The 15,835-nt window shown below is 47.0% G+C and carries 12 protein-coding genes; 6 read left to right on the forward strand and 6 right to left on the reverse strand.

What is annotated here, in order from left to right; translation table 11 throughout:
• Window positions 1–261 precede the first annotated feature (261 nt).
• From ACMA1I_RS19485 to gnd, 3 genes are all read left to right on the forward strand, one after another.
• Window positions 262–1,215, forward strand: a complete 954-nt coding sequence (locus tag ACMA1I_RS19485; RefSeq protein ID WP_337070152.1) for an NADP-dependent oxidoreductase — start codon at window positions 262–264, stop codon at window positions 1,213–1,215.
• 257 nt (window positions 1,216–1,472) lie between these two features.
• On the forward strand, window positions 1,473–2,753 hold the full coding sequence (locus tag ACMA1I_RS19490) for an anthranilate phosphoribosyltransferase (RefSeq protein ID WP_337070153.1): 1,281 nt from the start codon (window positions 1,473–1,475) through the stop codon (window positions 2,751–2,753).
• A 190-nt stretch (window positions 2,754–2,943) separates the two neighbouring features.
• Window positions 2,944–3,906 carry a phosphogluconate dehydrogenase (NAD(+)-dependent, decarboxylating) gene (gene gnd / locus ACMA1I_RS19495; protein WP_337070154.1) on the forward strand — a complete coding sequence of 321 codons (963 nt, stop codon included), beginning with the start codon at window positions 2,944–2,946 and terminating at the stop codon, window positions 3,904–3,906.
• A gap of 136 nt (window positions 3,907–4,042) precedes the next feature.
• On the opposite strand, the gene ACMA1I_RS19500 is transcribed toward gnd, so the two are convergent.
• The 5 genes from ACMA1I_RS19500 to ACMA1I_RS19520 form a co-directional block, all read right to left on the reverse strand.
• A complete protein-coding gene (locus ACMA1I_RS19500; protein WP_337070155.1) occupies window positions 4,043–6,526 on the reverse strand; it encodes a PBP1A family penicillin-binding protein in 2,484 nt (827 codons plus the stop codon).
• A gap of 417 nt (window positions 6,527–6,943) precedes the next feature.
• Complete coding sequence (locus ACMA1I_RS19505) at window positions 6,944–8,068, reverse strand: hypothetical protein (RefSeq protein ID WP_337070156.1); 1,125 nt, start codon at window positions 8,066–8,068, stop codon at window positions 6,944–6,946.
• Window positions 8,069–8,106: 38 nt separating this feature from the next.
• A complete protein-coding gene (locus tag ACMA1I_RS19510; protein WP_337070157.1) occupies window positions 8,107–8,940 on the reverse strand; it encodes a Cof-type HAD-IIB family hydrolase in 834 nt (277 codons plus the stop codon).
• A 535-nt stretch (window positions 8,941–9,475) separates the two neighbouring features.
• Window positions 9,476–9,883, reverse strand: coding sequence for a VOC family protein (locus ACMA1I_RS19515; protein ID WP_337070158.1), 408 nt, complete (start codon window positions 9,881–9,883; stop codon window positions 9,476–9,478).
• A 301-nt stretch (window positions 9,884–10,184) separates the two neighbouring features.
• A complete protein-coding gene (locus tag ACMA1I_RS19520; protein ID WP_337070159.1) occupies window positions 10,185–11,282 on the reverse strand; it encodes a T9SS type A sorting domain-containing protein in 1,098 nt (365 codons plus the stop codon).
• A gap of 271 nt (window positions 11,283–11,553) precedes the next feature.
• Between ACMA1I_RS19520 and ACMA1I_RS19525 the strand changes: the two genes are divergently transcribed.
• A complete protein-coding gene (locus ACMA1I_RS19525) occupies window positions 11,554–12,708 on the forward strand; it encodes a hypothetical protein (RefSeq protein WP_337070160.1) in 1,155 nt (384 codons plus the stop codon).
• A 56-nt stretch (window positions 12,709–12,764) separates the two neighbouring features.
• On the opposite strand, the gene ACMA1I_RS19530 is transcribed toward ACMA1I_RS19525, so the two are convergent.
• The gene (locus tag ACMA1I_RS19530) at window positions 12,765–13,484 is read right to left on the reverse strand and encodes a DUF4197 domain-containing protein (protein ID WP_337070161.1); all 720 of its coding nucleotides are present in this window, start codon (window positions 13,482–13,484) and stop codon (window positions 12,765–12,767) included.
• 579 nt (window positions 13,485–14,063) lie between these two features.
• Between ACMA1I_RS19530 and ACMA1I_RS19535 the strand changes: the two genes are divergently transcribed.
• Both ACMA1I_RS19535 and ACMA1I_RS19540 read left to right on the forward strand, forming a co-directional pair.
• Entirely contained in the window at window positions 14,064–14,828 is a 765-nt protein-coding gene (locus tag ACMA1I_RS19535; protein ID WP_337070162.1) for a rhamnogalacturonan acetylesterase, read from the forward strand.
• Window positions 14,828–15,814, forward strand: coding sequence for a pectinesterase family protein (locus tag ACMA1I_RS19540; RefSeq protein ID WP_337070163.1), 987 nt, complete (start codon window positions 14,828–14,830; stop codon window positions 15,812–15,814). The genes ACMA1I_RS19535 and ACMA1I_RS19540 overlap by 1 nt, the downstream gene beginning before the upstream one ends.
• The last annotated feature ends 21 nt before the right edge of the window (window positions 15,815–15,835 follow it).

The raw sequence follows: 15,835 nt of genomic DNA on the forward strand, positions 1-15,835 counted from the left end.
AAATTAATATTTTGATGATGTTACTCTTGCCTTGTTTCAAAAAAATATGATACAATAGTTTATCAGCTTGTAAAACGTGAGAAGACTAACTAGAATCTTAGGTTAGTTTTATTTGTAAATAAACCTAAGCAGTGCTGTCTTTTATTTATTCAGGGTTTGTTATCTACAGGTTGTAAACTCCTGCCATTTATAAACCTTTAGCGGTAATTATGGTATGTATCAGTTAATTCTGATTTATAAGTATCTTAAAAGAAATAAGCTATGGCAAAACAAATGAAGGCAGTACTATACGAAGAGTTTGGTGGTCCTGATAAACTAAAGGTACAGACAGTTCCAGTACCCGAGCTGAAGGAAGGGGAGGTACTGGTCCGGATAAAGGCCGCAGGCGTAAATCCTGTTGATTATGCGGTGCGGGAAGGCTACCTAAAAGACTATCTTCCTTCATCTTTTCCTATAATTCCGGGTTGGGATGTAGCCGGTGTGGTAGAAGACAGAGGATTTAGTGCCAGGCGATTTGAACCGGGTGACGAGGTATATGCCTATGCCCGAAGACCTCATGTACAAAATGGCACCTATGCCGAGTATATTGTTTTGCCAGAAACATACCTGGCCAAAAAACCACAGAACATATCATGGGAAGAAGCGGCTGGTATTCCTTTAGTAGGGCTCACGGCCTGGCAATCGATGTTCGATGCAGGTAAGCTGCAGGAAGGACAGACTGTGCTTATTTTAGGCGCGTCTGGAGGAGTAGGCAGCCTTGCTATTCAACTGGCAAAAGCAAAGGGTGCAAAGGTAATAGGTGTCGCTAGCGAAAGAAACCATGCGTATATGAAAGAGCTCGGAGCGGATTTTACGCTGGATTATAAAAACAACCACGTAGGAGAAGTTGCAAAGAAACTGATGCCCAATGGTGTAGACCTGATTTTTGACTGTGCCAGTGGCGAAACACTGGAACAGAGCCTTCAAGTCTTAAAGCCTGGCGGTAAGCTCGTTTCTATTTTACACCAGGGCGAAGGATTAGATCCGAATATAGATTTCAAATATGTTTTTGTGGAGCCTAATGCAAGGCAACTCTATCAGCTTAGAGAACTGGTGGAGTCGAACCAACTGCAGGTGCACGTGAGTAAAACCTACAGATTAGAGGAGGCTATAGAAGCCCAGAAACAAATTCAGACACTTCATACAAAAGGTAAAATCGTAATTGTGTCAGCTTAATTTGGTGCCGCTGCAGCAAATAAAACAAGCTGTAGCGGCTTTTCCTACTAACCTATGTGAGCAGCTAATCCTGCTTCCGACATGTGAGGTTCTGAGCAAAATGCTCTGCTTTATCACTCAGCTTGTAGAAACAATTTTGTTGCAGCGGTATTTAACAAGCGGCTGTTCTATATTTGTAAAAGGCTGCTACTTTTAAAAGGTTAAAAGCCGTATGCCTTTAAAGCAAAATTCAGCCCCTACAAAAGCTTTTTTAGAACATGGAAACTCCACCAGCAACATACACCCCGCTCGAAAATCCCATTGTGCAGGGAATAAAATTTATAGGGATAGGAAAGCACGGCAGCAAGCCTCTTCCCGAGGACCTGCTTTACCAGATTCTGGACTACATGCAAAGTAGCCATGCTGTGCCAATTCAGCTGGGAGCGTTTTATGGTGCTCTTTTGGCCAAAGGACCAACAGAGCTGGAAAAGCAACTCCTGCAAGCGCTTGTGCCGGGAACCACAGCACCCACTATAGAAGAAATTTACAACAGTCTGTGTACAGATGCGCCTTCTTCTATGAAAAAAATTGGTGTGAAACTGCTGCAAAAGGAGTTTTTAAACCTGAAAGAGGCGCGGCAACTAGGAGAATACCTTTACTCTGACCTGCCCGGTGAGAGTTTCAGAGGAATGGCAGCCAGCATGCTCCGCATCCGGTACGAAACAGAAGAAGAGTACCAGGGGCTGATTGAATCTGCCGAACCTACTTACACCCCCGGCTTTAGAGAGCAGGTGCCAAAGCAAAAAGGGGTGCTGGTACAACTGGCGGAGCCTTTTGATGGCGTGGAACATTCTTTTATGATTACTCCCTTGCTTGCTTTTCAGCTTCAGCAATTAGGCTATAAAGTAATTAGCACCGTAGGCAGGTCTTCTGGTCCTAAGCTGGCATTAAATGCACTTGATTTGTTCCACCAACTACCTGCTTCTTTTCTTCAGGCAAATACTGACCTGCAGCAGCAAGCACCCCGCTTTGGCTGGGTACTGGACCAGAAAATCCTTTCTCCTGCCCTCGATCAGTGGGTGGATCGCAGAAGACAAATTTTTAAACGCCCCTTTCTGGCTACATCAGAAAAAGTGCTGAACCCTACTGGAGCTCATGTACTAATTACGTCCGTGTTCCATATCACCTACATGGAAAAAATGGTCAAGCTTGCCAATATGGCCGGCTTTAAAGGTGTGATTATTCTGAAGCGGGGGCTGGAAGGTACTCTGGCACCATCGCTGGCAAAAGCTAGTGGTATTTTATGTGCTGCCAGGCAACAAGATGGCACCTTTCTTACCCAAACATTCGATGCAGCCTCTACTACTTTGGAGGCCTACAGAGCTGAGGCCGACGAAAACGTAGAACCACTGCAAGTAAACGAGAACATCAGGCTCATAAACACATTTACAGAAAACGAAGCTACCGGTAACCTCGATTTTGATAAACGTGTGCACCTGGCGTTCGCTTTATACCAGCAGGGGCTTAACTGGGTGCAGGAACACTGGCAGCTTTCTTAAGAGGGGCAGGTACCATACTTCCGCCGCTTTTCACTTATCTGTTAAATTATGCTAATGAATAAGCCCTTCCAGAGGTGTTTTAGCCTCAGGATGCTCTAGGGGAATCTTCTGCAAACTATTCCGGATATCTGTAACAAAAGCCTTCGCATCAGACTATAACTCCTACAGGAGCAACATAGAATCTAAAAAGATGGAAGATAATAATACAATTGGTGTAATAGGGTTAGGTAGAATGGGGGGCAATTTGGCCCTGCAGGCGTTGGACCGCGGTTATCAGGTGGTCGGCTATGATAGGGCAGGTGCCACAAACGATCTGCTGGCGGCTGGTCTTCAAAACTGTTTATCTTTTCAGGAACTAAAAGATTGTTTGCCTAGTCCGCGCATTGTGTTCATTTATGTAATTGCAGGACCTATAGTAGAAGCCATTATACAAGAAGCTGCAGAAGTTTTTGATCCGGGCGATATCATCCTGGATGGAGGTAACTCGTACTGGGGAGACTCACTACGCCGATACCGCATGCTAAAAGAGCGTGGCATTCAGTTTATAGATTGTGGTACAAGTGGAGGGGTAGAGGGGGCCAGAAACGGTGCCTGCTTTATGGTGGGAGGGGAGCCCGAAGCTGTGCAGCGGGTAGAACCAATCCTAAAAAGTCTGGCCGTACCAGGCGGATATGTACATGCTGGTCCACCTGCAGCAGGGCATTTTACAAAGCTCGTACACAATGGCATCGAGTTTGGCATGTTGCAGGCCATTGGAGAAGGGGTGGATCTGCTCGAAAACTACAGAGATAAACTAGACATTGAGGGCATACTGAATAACTGGAACCACGGCTCTGTTATACGCTCTTGGCTGGTAGAACTTATGGGAAGGGCCTATAGCGAGCGAGGAGGCTTTCATGAAGTGCCAAGCCACGTAGAAGACACCGGAGAAGTAAACTGGTTGGTAAACGATGCCATGAACATGGAAGTGCCCATTCCTGTTATTGCACAATCTGTAATGCAGCTCCTGGCCTCCCGCGACAAAGACAAAACATGGGCAAAGGCAGTGGCTATGATGCGCAATGGCTTCGGCAATCACCCTTTTGGGCCAAACGAGTTTATTGCCTCTTACCGAGCCTACAGCCGAATTGGCGACTTCCCAAGAGATTTATAGCTTAAAAATTAACATAAAAAGATCTGCCGTTCTGATAAGAGTTCAACCTTAATCAGAACGGCTTATCTTTTTAGTATCTGTTCCCCCTTATTCACAACTAGCCAAACCAATTGCTGATAAGCAAACAGTGCAGGTGCTAGTTCTTTTTGTTCTTTCGTTTTTCCTGCCTTTCGCGCTTCTTCTCTTCCCGGCGGCTCTTGCGTTGGTTCTTCCAATCGTCGTAAGTTTGGTTTACTTTGTCTGTAATGGAATCGAAAACCCGCTCAAAAATGTTCTGGTCCGGTGCCGCCTCCCGGTAAGATTCGCAGGCCAGCCTGGCTTGTAATTCGGGTGGTAAGGCTTTAAACCGACTGTTGTAAAACCCAACATAAGCAGGATCTTGCGCCACACGCTTTGTGAAATCGCCCCATATAGGTAGCGCAGTTCGTGAACCTTGCCCCAGCTCCAGTGTTCGGAAACGAACTTTCGGACTTTCGGCACCTACCCAAACACCCGTAACCAGGTTAGGTGTAATACCAATAAACCAGCCATCGGCCTGCTCCTGTGTAGTGCCCGTTTTGCCGGCTATATCCATTTTCAAACCAAACTCTGTTCGTAAGCGGCCGGCACTACCTTCTTCTACCACACCTTGCATCAGTTGCAACATAATAGCAGCATTGGTGCGAGATAGGGCTCTATTTGTGTTTGGTTGCTGGTGCTCTCTTATCACTTTGCCGGTGCGGTCGGTAATGCGCTCTATATAAACAGGCTGAACATTATAGCCTTCGCTGGCAAAGGAAGCATAAGCTCGTACCATCTCCATAAGCGACAGGTTGGCCGTTCCCAGCGCCAGCGATGGCACCGGCGGCAATTCATTCTGAATCCCCATCCGGCGAGCCAGGCCTACGGTTTGCTCTACTCCGGCCTGCATAATCAATTGCGCCGAAACTGTATTAACCGAATTAGCCAGTGCCCCGCGCATAGAATATTCTCCACCGTACACTTCATTGGCATTGCGGGGCGACCAGCCCTCGTGCTCTGTGTAAGTTTGTCGCTCGTTAGGGAAAAAGGTGCAGGGTGCAATTCCTTTCTCTAGGGCGGCAGCATACACAATGGGCTTAAAAGTAGACCCCACCTGCCGCCTGGAGCGCACATGGTCATATTTAAAAACATGATGGTTTATTCCTCCCACCCATGCTTTGATATAGCCCGTGTGAGGCTCCATAGCCAGTAAGCCTGTGTTCAGGAATTTCTGGTGGTGGCGCAGGGAGTCGAGCGGGCTCATGTTCTTCTTGGAAATACCACTCCAGCTGAACACGTTCATTTGAATCGGCTCTCTGAAGACATCCCGAATTTCGTCTTCGGACTTGCCGGCAGCTTTCATTTTTTTGTAGCGCTCGGAGCGGTGCAGGGCATTAGTGATTACTGCAGGATCGTTGCCCCACGGGGAGCGGCCTTGCCAGTGGGCATCAAACTGTTTCTGTAGCGCGGCCATTCGCTGTCGCACCGCCCGCTCGGCATGCGCCTGCATACCTGCATCTAAGGTGGTGTAAATTTTTAGCCCATCGGTATAAAGGTTGTATGGGTCGCCGTTTTTTTTCTTTTGGGTAGCACACCACTTTACCAGTTCCTGCCGCAACATTTCTCTGAAATAGGGAGCCATGCCATCGTTATGTGTTTCGTACCGGTAGCGGAGCGTGAGGGGCAGCTGTTTTAGCGAATCGGCTTTGGTCTGGGTCAAAAACTCATACTTGGCCATTTGGTTCAGCACCACGTTCCGCCGCTTTCGAGATCGCTCCAGGTCAAGGCGCGGGTTGTAAGAAGTGGTCGCTTTTAGCATACCAATAAGAACTGCCGCCTCCTCAGTTTTAAGAGAATCGGCGGAGGTATTGAAAAAGCGGCGAGAAGCGCGCTCAATGCCATACAAATTACCGCCCATGGGCACTGTGTTCAGGTAAAGCTCCAGCAGTTCCTGTTTGGAGTAGATGCTTTCCAGCTTCCGGGCAATAATCATTTCGCGGATCTTGTTCACAGTCATGTCCCAGAGGAGGTAATCTTTGCGGGGGTACAGGTTCTTGGCCAGCTGCTGGCTAAGTGTACTTCCGCCACCCGAGCTTTCGTGGCGCATTAAAAGCGTTTTTACAAACACACGGCCCAGGCTCCGGAAATCGATACCACTGTGTTCGTAAAAACGCGCATCTTCAGTAGCAATAAGGGCTTCTATGGCAGCTGGCGATATGTTTTCGTACTTCACGTTAGTGCGATCCTGCAGGTAGTACCGACCCAGTAGCACATTGTCGGCAGAGTACACTTCGGAGGCGGTGCTGTTTTGGGTGGCTTTCAGCTCTTTGCGCGATGGAATGTGACCCAGGGCTCCCATATAAATAGCCAGGTAAAACGAGAGCGCGAGCACCAGCAGAAAAAGTCCCAGCTTATAAGCCCATCGGAACAGAAAAAGAAAACTCGACGGGCGGGCCTTGCTCCAGTTAAAGTTTCGGAAACCTTGCCATTTTTTCTTCCAGTATCGGGCTGTAAATTTTGGCTTTTGGCTCAGGAAGAATTCGGAGAACTCTTTTTTTAGAAATCTGAAAACCGGGAAGACAAGCCCGAGAAATATAAAGTTTAGAAATTTTCGAAGCACTCGTTTTTATAATAAGAAGCTATATGCGACACCAATATTAAGACAGACCAGGGAGGTGATTCCTGTACAGACAATTAGTGGGATTAGTTACACCTTGTTTGCCTTTCAAGTTCCTTTCGCCTGCTGCTGCTACTGCCCCTCGCAAGAATTGCGCCAGAGCCACAGCCAAAACTGCAGGTGCCTAGTACTGTCAAATTAAATTATTCTAATGAAAAAGGCCTCCCAGAAGCAATCTGACGGATTAGGTATAAGAGCTCTTAATATCCAACTTTTCCTTTGCATACCCTTTGAAAGTTGTCCTGCCTACACCTTCAGCTCCATCAGGAGAAGTTCTTCACCTCCTTCCTTTCAGCTAGTTAGCTGTTTTTTCCTTAGTACCTGATGCAGCGTAGTACTGGAGCGTTGTAAATGGGCTGCCTAGCTCGTTCTGGTTTTGTATTTTACAGGAGAGGCTAGGGTAGCTTTTCGTACAGTTTGCAAAGTTTTGGGGTTCAGTATCTCCACCAGGCCCTGATCGCGGAGCTTTTCGAAGGCCATACGGTAATTTTCAGGAATGTAAGGCGTACCGGTATGATGATCTTCAGCTACCTTTTCAATTGTTTTGTAATTGTACAGATTTGCTTTTTTGCTTAAATCCTCTGCCAGCTTCTGAACCGAAAACTTTAACTGCTCCGGAAACAACGATAGCTGTTGCAGCTGCTTCAGGTTTGCACCAAAAAGCGGCACCCCGTCCTGCTGATAATCGCTGTAAGGCAGGAGCTGCACTTTACAGGCTTTGTAGACTTCTGCCGTTTTGGTTGCCAGCAGCACGAGCAGGCTGGTTTGCTCTTTATCAGGAGCATCTGCCCGGAAATGCAGGGTGAGGTAGCCATGCTGCTGCAGTACCTCTTCCAGGGTGCTTACCAAAAAGGCTTCCTGTCGCTGCGGATGCTTTTCTTTGTGACAGAATGCCTGCACATTGCCCCACCTGCTGCCGAAGATGGCGCTGGCCGTTGTAGCTGTTTTTTTTGCGGTTACGGCTGTGCGTAATTTTTTTGGCTGTAGCAGTAAGAGCAAATCGGCAGCAGGTGCGGTAAAGCTCTCCAGCAGCAGTTGTTGAGCTTGCGGGCTGGCAAACGGATCAGAGACCAGCAAAGCCGGACTTGCCTGCATCAGCAATTCAATAAGTGCCTGCTGTGTTTCAGGTTCGTGCAGGAGCAGGGGCGGGTGGTCTGGTTCTCCTTCTGAAGCCAATACCACTTGCTGTTTTTTTAGCACCTCCAGCTCCGGTTTGGAAGAAGCTCCCAGAAACAGGCGTAGTGTACTTTCCGGTGATGCTGATGGCAGATAATGAGATAGCAGCTGCCATAGCCCATCCTCAGTCTGCGTTTCCTGCAATTCCAGCCCAGCCAGTAAATCAGCAATTACTGTTGGCTTGAGGCTAGAGGCTCCCACTTGAATGCGGTACCAGGTTGGCAGAAATTGCCGCAGTATTTCAGCTTTTACTTCTGAAGTATTCCGGTTAAGCCTGAAAAATTCCTGAGGGGCAGGAGCAGCCATCATTACTAATGCTATTTACCAAACAAACGCTAACCGCTGCTTTACTTTGTTGAATGAAAAATTTTCTCGATGGCTATAGCCACGCCGTCTTCTTTGTTGTTGAGCGTTATCTCGTTGGCAACCGCTTTAACTTCTTCTCTGGCATTGTCTACGGCTATACCCATTCCGACAGCTTGGAGCATCTCAATGTCATTGTAGTTGTCTCCAAAAGCTACCACTTCGTCCATAGATATACCAAAGCGATCTTTCAGAATCATCTCGAGCGCTGTCGCCTTGGAAATAGAGCGGGGAGCAATTTCCAGGTAAGTAGATTTAGATCTGTAAATATGAATCTGGTCTCCGTAGGTACTTTGCAAACCTTCGTACATGGCTTTTATTTCTTCCTCAGGGCCCATGCACATTACTTTGTGAGCGCCTGTGTTGGTTTCCTGCCAACCTTGCAGCAGTGTTTCCAGTTCTGTAATGTTAGCCGATACCTTGGTTACTTTTTCTTCTTTCTCCGTCCACTGATCAATTTTAGGGGCGTACCACAAGTCCTCCACATACAGGCTCACATGTATATCGGTGTTGCGGGCACGGAGTAAAATATCAAGACAGATGGAAACTGGTATTTCTACAGTATCGATTACAAGCGGCGCTGTGTTGTCTCCTTCATAGATGATAACATAACCGCCATTAAAACAAATCATGGGGTGATGCAAAATGCCTAATTCCTGTTGCAGATGACGCATGGCGCTGGGCATTCTGGAAGAAGCCAGAATAACCGGAATATTTTTATCCAGCTTCTGGAACGCTTCTATGGTCCTGGGCGAAAGCTCACGTCGGCTGTCGAGGAGGGTGCCGTCTATGTCAGTACAGATCGCACGGTATTTCATAAGTAATCAGAAATTTGGTTCGCACCTCTCGCTCTAGTGTAGCAAGAGGTACCCCAAAGTTACAAAGGATTTTTGGGAGCAACAGCCAAATACTTCCCAAAGCTCGACAGGCACTTGTCTGATCTGGAGCAAAATCAGATTACGATATTTCGGCAGAGGTGCTGCTGCTACGACAGGTGGTGCTAAAATGTAGATCTGAGGAAAGGAGAGGTGCCTGGCTTTTAAACTGAAGTTAAAGGCTCTGGAAGGCTATTTTTATTCGAATAATTTAGCTGTATGGTCCCGATGCAGTTCCTTTTGCATCATACTGGTGCAAATTGCTCAGTTGATTTAATTGTTTCTGGTCCAGAACTGGTTGCTGTATGGTATTATGTAGTTAAGCTAGTTTAAAGGCCTTTTATTGCACCTTTAGGTGTAAGCCATGTAAGTCATGCAACTTGGCCAAATGCAAAAACATCTGCCATTCAGCGTGCCTGGTAGGGGAGCTATGGCAGATGTTGGAAGTATTTGCGAATGATAGAAGTATATGCAGCGCTTACCCTTGGGGCATAGCGCTTTCGTCCATATACATTATTTCCCATTGGTGGCCGTCAGGATCTGCAAAACTGTGCTGGTACATCCAGTCATGATCTTGTGGGGCCATGTAGCTGGAGCCACCAGCCTCTACTGCCTTACGAACCATTTCGTCTACTTTTTCGCGACTTTCGGCATCTATGGCAATCAGTACTTCTGTGCTTTGGGTGGCATCGCTGATCTCTTTTTTGGTGAAACCTTTGAAAAAGGGCTCAGTCAGGAGCATGGAAAAAATATTATCGCCAAGCACCAGGCAGGCTGCCTTATCATCGCTGAATTGTTCGTTAAAAGTAAATCCAAGTTTAGAAAAAAACTCTTTAGACCTGTTGAGGTCTTTTACCGGTAAGTTGATGAAAATTTGCTTTGCCATAACAGTATGAGTTTGATTGAACATTACAAAGCTACTGAATACAAGCTTTTGGGCGCATGTGCTATTACGACAATTTGAGGGGGATTTGCGACAAGTATAACGAAGTATTTAGGAGTAAAGGAAACGGCTATGAGTAGCTCTTCCTCTTGCTGTGGCTTACTTACTCAACAGAAATTTATTAAAGACAATTACCAGGCAAAGGCCTATGGCGGTGTGACTTTGGAAAAGCTCCGGAAGGCCATTTTGGTTAGAAGAATTGGTCTATACCGAGTCGCAGGTGGTGAAATTATGATAGCAAAGGCTACTCCAGCAATAGCTTTTCAGCGGCTAGCGTCTCTCCGTTTTCTTTGCTGATGCGGACCAGGTACACTCCCCGGCGTAGGTGCGCGAGGTTAATTCGGGTATGGCTGGTCACTAGTATTTTTCGGCCAGTAGTATCAAATATTTCTGTGAGCACCTGTTGCGGATGCACCACATGCAACCAGCTTTTTGTTGGGTTGGGGTACAGGGTAACAGGAGCAACTGCGGCCAGGTTGCCAGAGCTCGTGGTAGTGCCAAAGCTAAGGTGATACAAGGTAGCGGGGGCCAGTACAGTGCCTTCTGAGGAAATAAAGTAACCATTGTCGTTGCTGGAGCAAATTCCCTCCACCTGCGCACTAACGCCCAGGTTTAGCTCGAGCCGTTGTTGTTTAGCTGCCAATATGTTGTAGCCATTAATCTCGCTGAGGCTGTATGCAAAAGCCTGTAAGGGAGTATAGCCAACCAACATGATTTCATTTTTCTCGGTATGGTAGGTGCCGCCGGTTACCAACCCCTGCGTTTCGAGGCTGCCGAGTTTTTTGGCCACGTAAGTGCCAGGTGTTTTGGGTAGAGAGTACACGGTGCTTTGCCTGTTAGCCCAGTTCTTGGTGAAGATATAGAGGCTGTCCTGGAGAACAACCAGGGCTTCAGCATCGAAGTTGGTATTGACGTTAGGTGTGAAATCGGTTTGGTCGGGGTAGCTGAATGCAATCAGATCTGCTTGTACAGAATTGTTGCGGTCCTGGTAATCGCTCTTAGCTATGCGGTAGATGCGGAGGTTGGTGCGGTCGCCATTGTTGTTGCCAAAGTCACCAATGTAAATGTACATCGGGTCTTGGGCAATGTCTTCCCAGTCGTGGTTCTCTGCATTGGTTACAACTACGGTTCGGGTAATGGCCCCTGTTTCGGAATCTACTTCAAACAAGCTGCTGTCGCCATCGGAGTCGTTGTGAGTAATAAGGGTGCCATTCAAGTTCAGAAGTCCTGAATTCTCTTTTAAGCCGGCAGCCAGTGGCGTTAAGGCCTCCACAACCGGAGATTGAGCCTGTCCCAGCGGGGTAATCATTACCAAAAGCAGGAATAGCAGTAGATATTTCATATAAAAGCTTATTAGGCCGATTAAGGCCGACACTACCTTCTCTTTAGTACGCATCACTTTCGCATAAAGCTACTTTTCTAACTAAACTCTTCGCATACTTGATCAGGAGAAGTGGCTTGCCTGTATAGGCGATAGAATAATTTAAGTGTAAAGTATTGAAAGCAGGCAGGTCTTCGAACCGAAATTAGTGGTCTGATGTTCAGCAAAGAAGCAGGGTTTCTTTTGGCAGCCCATTTTTAGGGGTGGCGCTTTCCATCTAATTATCTCGTTAATGATGGCTTTATCAAAAAAAATAAAATCTCGGCTTCGGAAGGGGCGGGTATGGGCAGTGTTGCGCAGCCTGCTCGGTAGCCTGCTGGTGCTTATGAGCACGGCCAGCCAGTCTACCATCCCCAACGCGGAGCCTCTGGTGCTCAAGTCGGAGCGGCTGCCCTTTACGCCGGAGGAGTTTTATATCGCCGATATTCTGGATGAACGCAAAGACAGGAAAGCAGTGGCCTACCTTTACCCGGCGGGCAATGTGCTGGCTGTTGGTGCTACTGTGCAACCAGTAAATCTGCAGGGCGGTGAGCTTCCTGCCCTAAGGGAGTATGTAAAGCAGAGCCTCCCACGCAATACCAAACTGCGGCCGGTGGTTATAAGGCTGCAGGAGTGCATGGTGCGCGAAACTCCTGGAGAAAAAGGCCAGATAAATGGCCGTGTAGTGGTAAAAATGGCCTTTGACCTGCAGCGCGAAAGTGATAGGGTGCGATTGGTGGAGTACACAGGCGGTGCGCGATATGTGCGGTCGCCGAGCCAGCGAGGAATGGTGGAGCCAACGCTGCGGCAGTCATTAGCTGGAGGGTTGCAATACCTTAACACCTGGATGAACAACGAAGCCAACCGGCACGAAAAGCTAGCTAAAGGCATCAAAATTAACTTTCTGGAGCAGAAAGACCTGAGCACATTAGATACCGTTTTTTACCAGGTTAACCGCCCGCTAACCTGGAATGACTTTACGGGACAGCCGGGCAAATCGAGTCATTATGCTGCCTCTGTTTTTCCGGGTTTCAGTTACCAGGGCGATACCGAAGTGAAGAATGGTATTGTCCACCTGAATGTAACACTGAATGTATTTATGGTGCAAAGCTCTTCTTGGGTAAAACCGATGGCCCGCGATGACTATTCGCTCAACCACGAGCAGCGGCACTTCGATATTGCCAAACTGGTGGCCGAGCGGTTTAAGAAAAGAATTGACCCTGAAAACCTGACGGTAGAAGATTATAACAGCCAGATACAGTATCAGTACCTGGAGGCTTACCGGGAACTTAACCAGATGCAGGAGCAGTACGACCGCGAAACACGCCACAGCCTCGATTCATTGGCTCAAGACCGCTGGAACAAGAAGATTGATGACGAACTGCGATTGCTTGGGGTAAAAAAATAGCTACCTGTTGGCTTGCACCTAACAGGTAGCTAGACTTACTGGGCAGTAGCTGTAGCTTATTTTTGTGCACTAAAAACTTTTTGCAGGAGCGCAGTGCTTCTGGCGCCAGGGTTCTGGCGAATATTCTTTTCTTCGTTTGCTACCATTACAAAAAGTCCGTCTATTGCTTTTCCCGTGGCATATTCGTCCAGGTTAGGATTCACCTTTTGTACCAGAGGCAGTTTGTTGTAGGCCGTAATTAGGTTGGTATAGTACTCGGTGGCATTTACTTTGCTCAGCGAACTCTGGATAATGGGCTTGAATTTCTCGTTTAGTTGCGCGGAGGTAGTGCGGTTTAAGTATACCGTGGCTGCGTCATCCTGTCCTTTTAGAATAGACCAGGCATCCTGAATGGTCATTTGTTTTATGGCCGACACAAAAATAGGCTTAGCTTCCTGTGCTGCATCTTCAGCAGCGCGATTCAGGGCCACCACAAATTTATCTACTTCGCCGCCCATTCCAATTTGGCGCAACCTGTCTTCTACCCGCTTTATTTCAGGCGGAAAAGGAATCATAATGGCTGGATTCTTCAGGTAACCATCTACCTGCGAAACCATGTCAGTTCCTTTCGTAGCTCCTGTGGTCAGGGCTTGTTTTAATCCCTCTGCTACTTCGTCTGTAGATAGTTGACTGGTGGAGCCGGTGCCGATAGCTTGCTTAACTTTATTGAGGTTGATCTGGGCCATGGCCCCACTTCCGGCAAGTAACCAGACTGCTATTAATAGGACTTGCTTCATGTTCTGAGTTGGTATAATGTACAGCAATGTAAAAGGAAATCTCCTAAAGAAAGTAATTTATACTTTCTTTGATACTGAGGGCTCTACACTTAGCAACGCAACTATCGATATTTATTGTGTACCATGCCATTCGTTACTACTCTTTCGTTGTCAGCTCTTTACCAGGAGAATGTGTTTTGCCTCAGACAAAAGCATGAGGGCCTGGCAACCGCAAGTGCAGCAGGTTCCATGCTTTTTTAAGAAGCTGTTCGTCTCATTCTTGCCACCTATAAATAAAATGAAAGGTTATAGTAAGTAAAACTGGCTTTAACTTTGATCAAGACTATTATATTTACATTTTTAATCCTGTTCATTTACAAACATTCATTCAGGTCTGATAAGTCTGAAGAGTAAATTCTGCTAATGAAAATAATCTTCCGGAGCATTTTTTACTTTTAGGATCCATAGGGCCAATGTTTGGAACGTGAAGGAATGGAAAAGAAGGCCATACCAGTAGCGGAGCTATATCCCATATCACCTTTTAAAAAGACGCTCTGTAAGAACAGGCCGCAGAACGGAAACTACCAAAACCCTTATTATATGAAAAGTATACTCGTTTCAGCTTTTGTAGTGCTTAGCCTGGTGCTGATGTCTTTTATTTCGCAGGAGAAAAAACCTATAAAAGTCTATCTGATCGGCGACTCCACCATTTCGATTAAAGACACCAACAAGTATCCGGAAACCGGTTGGGGAATGCCTTTTGTTTACTTCTTCGACAAAAGTGTAACGGTAGACAACCGTGCAAAAAACGGCCGCAGCACCCGCACTTTTATTGAGGAGAAGCTATGGCAGCCGGTTTCTGAAAACCTGAAAGCAGGTGACTATGTGTTGATACAATTCGGACATAACGATGAGGTGCCGACTAAAAAAAGCTATACCACCGAAGAGGCGTACCAGGCAAACCTAAAGCGGTTCATTTCAGAAACAAGAAGCAAAAAAGCGAATCCAGTGCTGATTACACCTGCAGCACGCCGAAAGTTCGATGTTAACGGTAAAATTGTAGGCACGCACGATGCTTATTCTGAACTTGTGCGTCGGGTTGCCAAAGAAACTAAAACTCCGCTAATAGACCTCGACCGGAAGAGCCAGGAATTGTTGCAGCAGTTCGGCGAAGAACAATCTAAATTGCTATTTCTGCAGCTGGAGCCAGGCGAGCATCCCAATTACCCCAAAGGCTCCGACGACAATACCCACTTCAGCGAATTGGGAGCACGCAAAATGGCTCAATTGGTATTAGCCGAAATTAAAAATTTAAATCTGGAGCTGGCTTCCAGAATTGTGAATTCCGACTCAAAAGCTAACTAATGCGACATCTGATTCTCCTTTTTTTTACTTTACTTGCCATTGTTCCTGCTGTTGCTCAGCCTGCTACCTACCCAAGGTCCTTTAAAGTAGCTCAGGATGGAAGCGGCGATTTTAAAACAATTCAGGAAGCCATAAATGCCGTTCGCGACCTGTCGCAGCAGCAGGTAACCATCCATATTGCGAATGGTGTTTATGCCGAAAAGCTGGTTATCCCGACCTGGAAAACAAAAGTTTATCTGTTAGGCGAGAGTGCAGAAGGCACCATTATTACCAACAGCGACCATACCGGCAAAGATTTTCCGGGCAAAGATCCGTCTGGTAAAGACAAATTTGGCACCTTTACCTCGTACACCCTGCTGGTGCAGGGCCACGATTTTAAAGCAGAGAACCTGACTATTCAAAACGCGTCAGGCAGAGTAGGGCAGGGGGTGGCGCTGCACGTGGAGGGCGACAGAGCCGTACTGAAAAACTGCCGACTTCTCGGTAACCAGGATACCATTTATGCCGCTACCGAAAATAGCCGCCAATACTACCAGGATTGCTTTATAGAAGGCACCACTGATTTTATTTTTGGGGAAGCAACAGCAGTTTTTCAGAACTGCACCATCAAAAGCCTCTCCAACTCTTACATTACAGCTGCCTCTACTACTCCCCGGCAAGCCTACGGATTTGTGTTCCTCAATTGCAAATTAATTGCCGACCCGGAGGCCACCAAAGTATTTCTGGGCCGGCCTTGGCGGCCTTATGCCAAAACCGTGTTCATCAATACCGATATGGCCAGCCACATACGGCCCGAAGGTTGGGACAACTGGCGCAACCCCGATAACGAAAAAACAAGCTTCTATGCCGAGTACAACAGTAAAGGCCCGGGCGCAGCTCCCAACGAACGTGTAGCCTGGTCGAAGCAACTGAGTAAAAAACAGGCAAAGCAGTATACACTTGAGAACATCTTTGCTGGTAAAGCTGGCTGGAACCCCAATTTGTAAGCGTTAACAGATCAGGAAATT

The organism is Pontibacter sp. 13R65 (assembly GCF_047525655.1).
In the GTDB taxonomy this organism is placed as follows: domain Bacteria; phylum Bacteroidota; class Bacteroidia; order Cytophagales; family Hymenobacteraceae; genus Pontibacter.